Source organism: Komagataeibacter xylinus, from assembly GCF_009834365.1.
In the GTDB taxonomy this organism is placed as follows: domain Bacteria; phylum Pseudomonadota; class Alphaproteobacteria; order Acetobacterales; family Acetobacteraceae; genus Komagataeibacter; species Komagataeibacter xylinus_D.
In genome coordinates this window covers 541,642-553,797 of record NZ_CP041348.1, presented here as the reverse complement: position 1 = coordinate 553,797, position 12,156 = coordinate 541,642, and the positions used below count along the sequence as shown (strand labels likewise).

Genomic DNA, 12,156 nt, shown 5'->3' with positions numbered 1-12,156 from the left:
GCCGCAGTGACATCGCCTAGAACGCGCCTACCGGCCTTTTGTCCCGTTCGTCTAGAGGCCTAGGACACTGCCCTCTCACGGCGGCAACAGGGGTTCGAATCCCCTACGGGACGCCAGCCAGCTTTGGCTGAATAAAAGACTGATTGAATAAAAACCCGCCGCAAGGCGGGTTTTTCGTATGTACTGCATTTTGGCAAATATCTTTGCGATAAGTGTAGGTGCGCTATGGCAAGGCAACTTTTTTTATATTAATATATAATAAAGGCATCTTATATACTGCGGCCGCCTATGTCCTAAAAAGCATTGATTCAGATCAAGCGTGTTTGAAATTTAAAATATTTTCCGTCTTTTAATTTTGCAAAAGATGGCACCATAGTGAACAGCGATCATTCGCCATATTTCTCTTCTTTAATTTCTCTAGGAATTATCAAACGGTTTTTGCAGAGAGGCATTTGCTCCTGCGTGACAAAAATGCAACTTTTTCCTCCCTGTCTCCGGTTTGGCGCTGGTGGCGGTTTCGCCGTTGGGGGAAGAGACGTTATGGTCCTTTTCAGTAATAAAGTCTGTCCCGGAATGGTCGCCTTCGACTTGCAGGATGGAGGAGTTTCCGATTAAGGCGTCATGGCACGGCAGGGTATCGAGGGCGCGGCATGCGTTCAGCCAGGCAGTGGCGTGGGTTCAGACTTCTTGAGGGTGTGGTGGTAGATGCTGTTGGATTTTATGAAGCTGCAAAAACATGTATCCGGAATGGGGCGCCGCTCCTTTCTGTCCGCCATGGCAGTGGCAGGCAGCTTTCCCGTGCTTTCTTCTGGCGCCCAGGCCGATGACGCCATTGGCGTGAACCCGCAGATCGCCCAGCAATGGACCATTTTCCGCAACAAGTATTTTCATTCTGACGGGCGCATTGTCGATACGGGCAATAGCGGTGAATCCCACAGCGAGGGGCAGGGCTACGGCATGCTCTTCTCCGCCGCAGCAGGCGACCGGGCGGCGTTCGAGGCGATCTGGACCTGGGCGCGCGCCAACCTGCAGCACAAGGGGGATGCCCTGTTCTCCTGGCGTTACCTTGATGGGCATAACCCGCCCGTAGCAGACAAGAACAACGCAACCGATGGCGACCTGCTGATCGCCCTCGGCCTCGCCTGGGCTGGCAAGCGCTGGAAACGTGCCGACTATATCCAGGATGCCATGGCCATCTACAGCGATGTGCTGAAACTCATGACCAAGACCGTTGGTCCCTATACGGTGCTGCTGCCGGGCGCTGTCGGGTTTGTCACCAAGGATGCGGTCACCCTCAACCTGTCCTATTACGTCATGCCCTCGCTCATGCAGGCCTTCGCGCTGACGGGTGACGCGCAGTGGACAAAGGTGATGGGCGACGGGCTGCTCATCATTGCCAAAGGGCGATTCGGTGAGTGGAAGCTCCCGCCGGACTGGCTGTCGATCAACCTGCACACCAATGCCTTCTCCATTGCCAAGGGCTGGCCGCCACGCTTCTCGTATGATGCGATTCGCGTGCCGCTCTACCTGTCTTGGGCGCATATGCTGACCCCGGAACTGCAGGCTGATTTCAGCCTGTTCTGGAACCATTATGGCGCGTCCGCCCTGCCGGGCTGGGTTGACCTGACCAACGGGGCGCGTTCGCCCTATAATGCGCCGCCGGGCTATCTGGCCGTGGCATCATGCACGGGGCTGGCATCGGCGGGTGAACTGCCCACGCTCGATCATGCGCCCGACTATTATTCGGCCGCGTTGACCATGCTGGCCTATATCGCCCGGAACCAGGGAGATGGGATGTGAGCACACCTGAAAAGGAAGCGGGAACACCGGTGAATGTCGACAACCAGCAGGATGTCGATCGTATGCTGACCGATGGCTATGGTATTAGCGCCGCAGGTTTCCACTACCGCCCTTTCAAGCAGAAACGTCCGTCCCGGCCCGAGGTCAGGCACGACGAGTCCGGCGCAGCGCAGGCCGCAGCGACCGGGCATGCTGCTGAAGAAACGTCGCAGCATCACGTTTCTTCCTACGATGAGACCTATTCCACCCACTCAGCGCCTGAGGCTGCGCCCGCCGAGGTTGCAGAGCAGACGCATGACTACGCGGAAACGACGTATACGCCTGCTGCGCATGATACCTATGCCGTGCAGCCAGAGCCTGAACAGGCCGCACCCGAAGCCTATGCCGCACCTGACAATGCGCCCGCAGCCGCGCCCGAGACCTATGTGGCGACTCACGCCGAAGCCGTAACGGTTCCGGAATATGAGCCTGCGCCACAGCCAGCCGCAGCCGCCGTTGCGCAGGCCGCACCGCAGCAGCCTGCAGCCGTGGCGCCGCCCGCTCCGCCCAAGCCTGCGGTGTCTTCCTTCATGGCGCCCCGTCCGGCTCCGGTTTTTGGCACGACGGCGTCAGTCACGCCCCCCGCGGCGGTGGAAGACTGGGCCCCCGTGCCCAAGGCCCAGCAGCAGCGTGGGCAGCGTTTGACAGGGCCTGGCTTCTTTTTTGGTGCGGGAAGCGAGCGGGCGCCCGCAGCAAGGCTGTTCCAGTCGGCACCGGTGTCCCGTCCTGTTTCAAAACCTGTTTCCAAGGTGACCACAATGACCAAAGTTGACAAGATTTCCCCGAATGGCAGTCAGGCTGGCCGCCCCGCGCCGACCGACAACTCTCCGACCCTGACCGAAGTGTTCATGACCCTTGGCGGTCGGGCCACGGACCGTTTGGTGCCCAAGCCCAGCCTGCGTGACGCCCTGTTGCGCAAGCGTGAAGATGCGAACGGCGACTCCTGAAACCGTGCCGGGAATGACCTGCTCCCGGCATGCCAAAGGAAAGGAGGGGGAAGGTTTTCCCCCGTCCCGCACCGACTGCGGGCCGAAAGGCGACATGACGGACCGAATGCGTCTGACGGTTTTCTTTTGAATATATAACTATCTGTTTTATCAGTATTTATTATCGGACGAGCTATTGATGTCAGAGGTTCAGTCGCCAGTACCCGCGGAGAGTAGGCTAGACCGCTTTTCCAACAAGATACTGTCACTGCGTGGGGCCAACTATATAGTTGGAGCGCTGGGGCTTTGTGCACTTATTGCCGCGACCACGGTCACGTTGTCCATTAATGAGCAGCTGATTGTGGCACTTGTGTGTGTGCTCGTCTTTTTTATTGTTGGGCGGGGCAAAAGCCGGCGCACCCAGATTTTTCTGGAGGTGCTCTCTGCACTGGTCTCCCTGCGTTACCTGACATGGCGCCTGACCGAAACGCTGGACTTCGATACATGGATTCAGGGCGGGCTTGGCGTAACCCTGCTCATGGCCGAGCTCTACGCCCTGTACATGCTGTTTCTCAGCTATTTCCAGACAATCCAGCCACTTCATCGCGCGCCGCTGCCCCTGCCGGACAATGTTGATGAGTGGCCGACCGTCGATATCTTCATCCCGACCTACGATGAACAGCTGAGCATCGTGCGCCTGACCGTTCTGGGCGCGCTGGGCATCGACTGGCCGCCCGATAAAGTGAATGTCTATATCCTTGATGACGGTGTCCGCCCCGAATTCGAACAGTTCGCCAAGGATTGCGGTGCCCTTTACATCGGGCGCGTGGACAGTGCGCACGCCAAGGCAGGTAACCTCAACCACGCCATTAAGCAGACAAGCGGCGATTACATCCTCATTCTGGATTGTGACCATATTCCGACACGCGCGTTCCTGCAGATCGCCATGGGGTGGATGGTCGCTGATCGCAAGATTGCCCTGATGCAGACGCCGCATCACTTCTACTCTCCCGATCCGTTCCAGCGTAACCTGGCCGTGGGGTATCGCACCCCGCCGGAAGGCAACCTGTTCTACGGCGTTATTCAGGACGGTAACGACTTCTGGGATGCCACCTTCTTCTGCGGCTCATGCGCCATCCTGCGGCGTGAGGCGATTGAATCGATTGGCGGCTTTGCGGTTGAAACCGTGACGGAAGATGCCCATACCGCCCTGCGCATGCAGCGCGAGGGCTGGTCCACCGCCTACCTGCGCATTCCCGTTGCCAGTGGTCTGGCTACCGAACGACTCACAACCCATATCGGCCAGCGCATGCGCTGGGCGCGCGGCATGATCCAGATCTTCCGCGTGGATAATCCGATGCTCGGGAGCGGCCTGAAGCTTGGGCAGCGGCTGTGCTACCTCTCGGCCATGACGTCATTCTTCTTTGCCATTCCGCGCGTCATCTTCCTTGCCTCGCCGCTGGCGTTCCTTTTCGCGGGCCAGAACATCATCGCCGCCTCGCCGGTGGCCGTGCTGGCCTACGCCATTCCGCATATGTTCCACTCCATCGCGACCGCCGCCAAGGTGAACAAGGGCTGGCGCTATTCGTTCTGGAGTGAAGTATACGAAACCACCATGGCGCTGTTCCTGGTGCGCGTAACCATCATCACGCTGATGTTCCCCTCCAAGGGCAAGTTCAACGTGACGGAAAAAGGCGGCGTGCTGGAGGAGGAAGAGTTCGACCTTGGCGCGACCTACCCCAACATCATCTTTGCCGTCATTATGGCGGCTGGCCTGCTGATCGGTCTGTTCGAACTGAGCTTCCACTCCGCCCAGCTTGATACCATCGCCATGCGTGCTTACGCACTGAACTGCATCTGGGCGATGATCAGTCTCATCATCCTCCTCGCCGCCATTGCAGTGGGGCGTGAGACCAAGCAGGTCCGTTACAGCCATCGTATCGAGGCGCATATCCCGGTAACGGTTTATGAAGCACCGGTCGAGGGGCAGCCCAATACCTATCATCATATGACGCAGGGCATGACCCAGGATGTTTCCATGGGTGGTGTTGCCGTTCACATGCCTTGGCCAGATATCAATACGGGGCCGATCAAGACACGTATCCATGCCGTGCTGGATGGCGAGGAGATCGATATTCCCGCTACCATGCTGCGCTGCAAGAATGGCAAGGCCGTATTCACATGGGACAATAATGACCTTGATACGGAACGCGATATCGTCCGCTTCGTGTTCGGACGGGCGGATGCCTGGCTGCAATGGAACAATTATGAAGATGATCGGCCGCTACGCAGCCTGTGGAGCCTGCTGCTCAGCATTAAGGCGCTGTTCCGCAAAAAAGGCAAAATGATGGCCAATAGTCGTCCAAAAAAGAAACCACTTGCCCTACCGGTTGAGCGCAGGGAGCCCACAACCATCCAGAGTGGACAGACACAGGAAGGAAAGATCAGCCGTGCGGCCTCGTGATATGAAAATGGTGTCCCTGATCGCGCTGCTGGTCTTTGCAACGGGGGCACAGGCTGCGCCTGTTGCCTCCAAGGCGCCAGCCCCGCAGCCCGCAGGTTCCGACCTGCCACCTCTCCCCGCCGCGGCACCGCAGGCTGCTCCGCCCGCGAGCGCGGCCCAGCCCGCCACGACCGCCCCGGCGGCAGATGCCACGGCAGCCAGCGCGGCTGACGCGGTCGTGGATAACGCCGAGAACGCCATTGCCGCATCTGACGTGGCGACAGTGCACACATACTCCCTCAAGGAGCTTGGTGCGCAGAGTGCGCTGAAAATGCAGGGCGCTGCCACGCTGCAGGGTTTGCAGTTCGGCATTCCGGCCGACCAGCTGGTCACGTCGGCACGGCTTATAGTGTCGGGGGCGATGTCGCCCAGCCTCCAGCCAGATACCAGCGCGGTCACGATCACGCTGAACGAGCAGTTCATCGGCACGCTGCGCCCTGACCCCACCCATCCTACATTTGGGCCGCTCTCGTTCGATATCAACCCCATCTTCTTTATCAGCGGCAACCGGCTGAATTTCAGCTTCGCTTCAAGCTCGAAGGGCTGCACGGACCCCAGCAACGGGTTGCTCTGGGCCAGTGTGTCCGAACACTCCGAACTGCAGATCACCACCATACCGCTTCCCCCGCATCGTCAGCTGTCGCGTCTGCCCCAGCCGTTCTTCGACAAGAACGTAAAGCAGAAGATCGTCATTCCGTTCGTTCTCGCACAGACATTTGATCCCGAAGTGCTGAAGGCGACCGGCATCCTGGCATCGTGGTTCGGTCAGCAGACCGATTTCCGTGGCGTCACCTTCCCGGTCTTCTCCACCATTCCGCAGACGGGCAACGCCGTTGTCGTTGGCGTGGCTGACGAGCTGCCTTCCGCCCTCGGGCGCCAGTCGGTCAATGGCCCCACGCTCCTGGAAGTGGGCAATCCATCCGACCCCAACGGCACGGTGCTGATCGTAACCGGGCGCGATCGTGATGAAGTCATTACCGCGAGCAAGGGCATCGGCTTCGGTTCGAGCACCCTGCCCACAGCCAACCGCATGGATGTGGCCCCGATTGATGTGGGTGCCCGCGTGGCGAATGATGCGCCCTCCTTCATTCCCACCAGTCGCCCGGTCCGCCTTGGCGAACTGGTGCCAGACAGTGCCCTGCAGGCTGAAGGTTACGCGCCTGGCGCGCTGTCGGTGCCGTTCCGTGTCTCGCCCGATCTGTATACGTGGCGCAATCGGCCGTACAAGCTGAACGTCCGTTTCCGTGCGCCGCCGGGGCCGATCGTCGATGTGTCGCGCTCATCGCTCAATGTCGGCATCAACGATACCTATCTTGAGGCCTATCCGCTGCGTGAGCCGGATTCAACGCTGGACCAGCTCCTGCGGCATGTGGGCATCGGCCGTCGCAATGACAGCGTGCAGCAGCATACCATGCCCATCCCGACCTACCGGGTCTTTGGCCAGAACCAGCTGCTGTTCTATTTCGAGATGGCGGCAATGGCCGAGCCGGGCTGCAAACCCGGCCCGAGCACTTTCCATATGGGCGTTGACCCGGATTCGACGATCGATCTGTCCAACTCCTATCATATCACGCGCATGCCCAACCTCGCCTTCATGGCCAGTGCCGGCTATCCGTTCACGACCTACGCCGACCTGTCGCGCTCGGCCGTGGTGCTGCCTGAACACCCCAATGGCATGGTCGTCAGCGCCTATCTCGACCTGATGGGCTTCATGGGTGCGACGACATGGTATCCGGTGTCCGGCGTGGATGTGGTCTCGAGCGACCACGTGAATGACGTGGCGGACCGGAACCTGATTGTCCTGTCCACACTGGCCAATAGCGGCGATGTTTCGCAGCTGCTGAGCAACTCGGCCTATCAGATTTCGGACGGGCGGCTGCACATGGCCCTGCGCTCGACGCTGAGCGGTGTGTGGAACCTGTTCCAGGATCCCATGTCGGCTGTCAGCAAGACGGCCCCGACCGATGTCGAGAGCACGCTGACCGGTGGCGTGGCCGCGATGGTCGAGGCGGAATCGCCGCTGGCATCGGGGCGGACCGTTCTCGCGCTGCTTTCGGGTGACGGGCAGGGCCTCAACAACCTTGTGCAGATCCTGGCGCAGCGGAAAAACCAGGCCAAGATCCAGGGTGATCTGGTGCTGGCGCATGGCGATGACCTGACATCCTACCGTAGTTCGCCGCTGTATACGGTTGGCACCGTGCCGCTGTGGCTCAAGCCTGACTGGTATATGCACAACCACCCCAGCCGCGTGATCGTGGTCGGCCTGTTGGGGTGCATACTGGTTGTGGCTGTCCTGGTGCGCGCCCTGGCCAAGCATGCTCTGCGCCGCCGTAAGGAGTTGCAGGAAGAAAGGCAGAGAACGTGATCATGAACAGGCGATACGCCCTTTCGCTTTCTGGTGCCCTGCTGGCCAGCAGCTGCATGACGGTGCTGGTAGCGGTTCCTGTTGCGCGGGCGCAGCAGGCTTCCACCGCCATGACCACTGCTGCCACGAACCCGGCTGTGGCCCCACGGCAGATCCTGTTGCAGCAGGCACGCTTCTGGCTTCAGCAGCAGCAGTATGAGAATGCCCGCCAGGCCCTGCAGAATGCGGAGCGCATCGCCCCCAATTCCCCTGACGTGCTGGAAGTGCAGGGTGAATACCAGACGGCCGTTGGCAACCGCGAAGCTGCCGCCGATACGCTGCGCCACCTGCAGCAGGTGGCGCCGGGCAGTACTGCGGCCAGCAACCTGAATGACCTGCTCAGTGAGCGGGCCATTTCCCAAGGCGACCTGTCGCAGGTCCGCTCGCTGGCGGGTTCGGGTCAGAACGCGCAGGCGGTGGCGGGGTACCAGAAGCTGTTCCACGGTGGTAAGCCGCCGCGTTCTCTCGCGGTGGAATACTACCAGACCATGGCAGGCGTGCCGAGCCAGTGGGACCAGGCCCGCGCCGGGCTTGCCGGGATCGTTGCATCCAACCCGCAGGATTACCGCGCCCAGCTCGCCTTTGCCCAGACCTTGACCTATAACACCTCGACCCGGATGGAAGGCCTGACCCGGCTCAAGGATCTGCAGTCCTTCCGCAGCCAGGCTCCGGTCGAGGCTGCCGCCGCGGCACAATCCTACCGCCAGACCCTGAGCTGGCTGCCGGTCAATCCCGATACGCAGCCCCTCATGGAGCAGTGGCTTTCCGCCCACCCCAATGATACTGCGCTGCGCGAGCATATGCTCCACCCCCCCGGCGGTCCGCCGGACAAGGCGGGGCTTGCGCGCCAGGCTGGTTACCAGCAGCTTAACGCGGGCCGTCTTTCCGCTGCCGAGCAGTCTTTCCAGTCGGCATTGCAGATCAACTCCCATGATGCTGATTCGCTTGGCGGCATGGGGCTCGTGAGCATGCGGCAGGGCGATACCGCCGAGGCGCACCGCTATTTTGAAGAGGCGATGGCTGCCGACCCCAAGACCGCCGATCGCTGGCGCCCGGCGCTGGCGGGCATGGCCGTCAGCGGGGAGTACGCCTCCGTTCGCCAGTTGATTGCTGCCCATCAGTATACCGAGGCCAAGCAGCAGCTTGCCACGCTGGCCCGCCAGCCCGGCCAGTATACCGGTGCGACCCTGATGCTGGCCGACCTGCAGCGCACGACCGGCCAGATTGCCGCCGCCGAGCAGGAATATCGTGGCATCCTGTCGCGTGAGCCCAATAACCAGTTGGCCCTCATGGGGCTGGCCCGGGTGGACATGGCGCAGGGCAACACGGCGGAAGCACGCCAGCTCCTGTCGCGTGTCAGCCCGCAATATGCCAGCCAGGTGGGCGAAATCGAGGTTTCCGGCCTGATGGCGGTTGCGTCCCAGACGTCGGATTCAGCGCGCAAGGTTTCCATCCTGCGCGAAGCGATGGCCCAGGCCCCGCGTGATCCGTGGGTCCGCATCAACCTTGCCAATGCACTGCAGCAGCAGGGTGACGTGGCCGAAGCCGGGCGCGTGATGCAGCCCATCCTGGCCAACCCCGTCACCGCACAGGACCGCCAGGCCGGTATTCTTTATACCTATGGCAGTGGCAATGATGCGATGACCCGCCAGCTTCTGGCCGGCCTGTCGCCTGCGGATTATTCCCCCGCGATCCGCTCCATCGCCGAGGAAATGGAAATCAAGCAGGATCTGGCCAGCCGCCTGTCCATGGTGTCCAACCCGGTGCCGCTGATCCGCGAGGCCCTTTCCCAGCCTGATCCGACCGGTGCGCGTGGCGTGGCGGTGGCCGACCTGTTCCGCCAGCGTGGCGACATGGTGCATGCGCGCATGGCGCTGCGCATCGCCTCGACGCGCACCATTGACCTTTCGCCCGACCAGCGCCTGTCCTATGCCACCGAATACATGAAGATCAGCAACCCGGTGGCAGCCGCGCGCCTGCTGGCCCCGCTGGGGGATGGCACGGGTTCGGCTGCTGGCAGCGCCCTGCTGCCCGAGCAGGTGCAGACGCTGCAGCAGCTGCGCATGGGCATCTCGGTGGCGCAGTCCGATCTGCTCAACCAGCGTGGCGATCAGGCGCAGGCCTATGATCACCTGGCACCTGCCCTGCAGGCCGACCCGGAGGCAACATCGCCCAAGCTGGCGCTCGCGCGGCTGTATAACGGCCATGGCAAGCCGGGCAAGGCGCTCGAGATCGACCTTGCGGTGCTGCGCCACAACCCGCAGGATCTTGATGCGCGGCAGGCGGCGGTGCAGGCGGCGGTCAACAGCAACCACAACAGCCTTGCCACCCGTCTCGCCATGGATGGCGTGCAGGAAAGCCCGATGGACGCCCGCGCCTGGCTGGCCATGGCCGTGGCCGATCAGGCTGATGGCCATGGGCAGCGCACCATCGAGGATCTGCGCCGGGCCTACGACCTGCGCCTGCAGCAGGTTGAAGGCACGCGGGCTGCGTCTGGCGCTGGCGGAACGCAGGAAGATGCGCTTGCTCCCCCCTCGACCAACCCGTTCCGCCCGCGTGGCTACGGCCACCAGACGGAACTCGGCGCGCCAGTAACCGGTGGTTCGTACAGCGCCGAAGCGGTATCGCCCGATACGTCGGACCAGATGCTCTCCTCCATTGCCGGGCAGATCCATACGCTGCGTGAAAACCTTGCGCCCTCCATCGATGGTGGCCTCGGGTTCCGGTCGCGTTCGGGCGAGCATGGCATGGGCCGCCTGACGGAAGCGAACATTCCCATCGTGGGCCGCCTGCCGCTGCAGGCGGGGGCGTCCGCCCTGACTTTCTCGATCACGCCAACCATGATCTGGTCGGGCAACCTCAACACAGCTTCCGTCTATGATGTGCCGCGTTATGGCACGATGATGGGCGTGCAGGCTTATAACCAGTACGATAGCTACAGCAACGCGGGCAAGGACCAGCAGCGTATTGCCGCAGCCTCGGCCGAGGCCGGGTTCGCGCCGGATGTGCAGTTTGGCAATAGCTGGGTGCGGGCCGATGTGGGCGCGTCGCCCATTGGCTTCCCCATCACCAACGTGCTGGGTGGGGTTGAGTTCTCGCCACGCGTGGGGCCGGTCACGTTCCGTGTCAGCGCCGAGCGCCGGTCGATCACCAACAGCGTGCTGTCCTATGGCGGCCTGCGTGATACGAACTACAACAGCGCACTTGGCCGGTATGCCCGCCAGGTCTATGGCCAGGCACTGTCCAAGCAGTGGGGTAGCGAATGGGGTGGGGTGGTGACCAACCATTTCCACGGTCAGGTCGAGGCGACACTGGGCAACACCATCCTGTATGGTGGCGGTGGTTACGCGATCCAGACCGGCAAGAACGTGCAGCGCAACAGCGAGCGCGAAGCGGGCATCGGCGCCAACACGCTGGTGTGGCATAACGCCAACATGCTGGTGCGCATTGGTGTAAGCCTGACCTATTTCGGTTATGCCAAGAACGAGGATTTCTATACCTACGGGCAGGGCGGCTACTTCTCGCCGCAGTCCTATTACGCGGCGACGGTGCCGATCCGCTACGCGGGCCAGCACAAGCGGCTGGACTGGGATGTGACGGGCAGCGTGGGCTATCAGGTGTTCCACGAGCATTCGGCACCCTTCTTCCCCACGTCATCGCTGATGCAGTCCGGTGCCAATTACGTTGCATCGAATTACTCGGCGAGCGCCACGCCGGCGGATTATCTGTCGCAGGAAACGGTGAACAGCGCCTACTATCCCGGGGATAGTATTGCTGGTCTTACCGGTGGCTTTAATGCTAGGGTGGGCTATCGCTTTACACGCAATGTTCGTCTTGATCTGTCGGGGCGCTATCAGAAGGCCGGTAACTGGACTGAAAGCGGCGCCATGATTTCCGCACACTATCTTATTATGGACCAGTAATGACAACTTTGAACGCAAAACCGGACTTTTCGCTTTTCCTGCAGGCCCTGTCCTGGGAGATCGATGATCAGGCCGGGATCGAGGTCAGGAATGACCTGTTGCGCGAGGTCGGCCGTGGTATGGCTGGTCGTTTCCAGCCGCCGCTGTGCAACACCATCCACCAGCTGCAGATCGAGCTGAACGCCCTGCTGGCCATGATCAACTGGGGCTACGTGAAGCTGGACCTGCTGGCGGAAGAACAGGCCATGCGCATCGTGCATGAAGACCTGCCGCAGGTGGGCAGCGCGGGCGAGCCTGCCGGCACATGGCTTGCCCCGGTGCTGGAAGGGCTTTATGGCCGCTGGATCACGTCGCAGCCCGGCGCATTCGGTGATTATGTCGTAACGCGTGATATTGACGCGGAAGACCTGAACTCGGTCCCCGCCCAGACGGTCATCTTTTACATGCGCACCCGTAGCGCCGCGACCTGATTCCTGTCAGTCGCGCCATGTGCGTCAAAACCCTGCCCACAGGCATGTTCATGCCCTGTAGGCAGGGTTTTTGCGTATTGGCCCCCCACTC

General features: G+C 61.4%; 6 protein-coding genes and 1 tRNA gene. All 7 read left to right on the top strand.

The window, feature by feature from the left end:
- Nucleotides 1–40 precede the first annotated feature (40 nt).
- Nucleotides 41–116, top strand: a tRNA-Glu gene (locus tag FMA36_RS02665).
- A gap of 631 nt (nucleotides 117–747) precedes the next feature.
- Nucleotides 748–1,800: a glycosyl hydrolase family 8 gene (locus FMA36_RS02660; RefSeq protein ID WP_240906458.1), complete on the top strand. Its 1,053-nt coding sequence runs from the start codon at nucleotides 748–750 to the stop codon at nucleotides 1,798–1,800.
- Complete coding sequence (locus tag FMA36_RS02655) at nucleotides 1,797–2,786, top strand: endoglucanase (RefSeq protein ID WP_240906457.1); 990 nt, start codon at nucleotides 1,797–1,799, stop codon at nucleotides 2,784–2,786. Before FMA36_RS02660 ends, FMA36_RS02655 begins: the two co-directional genes overlap by 4 nt.
- Nucleotides 2,787–2,964: 178 nt before the next feature.
- Nucleotides 2,965–5,229 carry a UDP-forming cellulose synthase catalytic subunit gene (gene bcsA / locus FMA36_RS02650; RefSeq protein ID WP_159260604.1) on the top strand — a complete coding sequence of 755 codons (2,265 nt, stop codon included), beginning with the start codon at nucleotides 2,965–2,967 and terminating at the stop codon, nucleotides 5,227–5,229.
- Nucleotides 5,216–7,633: a cellulose biosynthesis cyclic di-GMP-binding regulatory protein BcsB gene (locus FMA36_RS02645; protein ID WP_240906456.1), complete on the top strand. Its 2,418-nt coding sequence runs from the start codon at nucleotides 5,216–5,218 to the stop codon at nucleotides 7,631–7,633. The genes bcsA and FMA36_RS02645 overlap by 14 nt, the downstream gene beginning before the upstream one ends.
- Nucleotides 7,634–7,635: 2 nt before the next feature.
- A complete protein-coding gene (locus FMA36_RS02640; RefSeq protein WP_159260602.1) occupies nucleotides 7,636–11,595 on the top strand; it encodes a cellulose synthase subunit BcsC-related outer membrane protein in 3,960 nt (1,319 codons plus the stop codon).
- The gene (gene bcsD / locus FMA36_RS02635) at nucleotides 11,595–12,065 is read left to right on the top strand and encodes a cellulose biosynthesis protein BcsD (protein ID WP_159260600.1); all 471 of its coding nucleotides are present in this window, start codon (nucleotides 11,595–11,597) and stop codon (nucleotides 12,063–12,065) included. The genes FMA36_RS02640 and bcsD overlap by 1 nt, the downstream gene beginning before the upstream one ends.
- The last annotated feature ends 91 nt before the right edge of the window (nucleotides 12,066–12,156 follow it).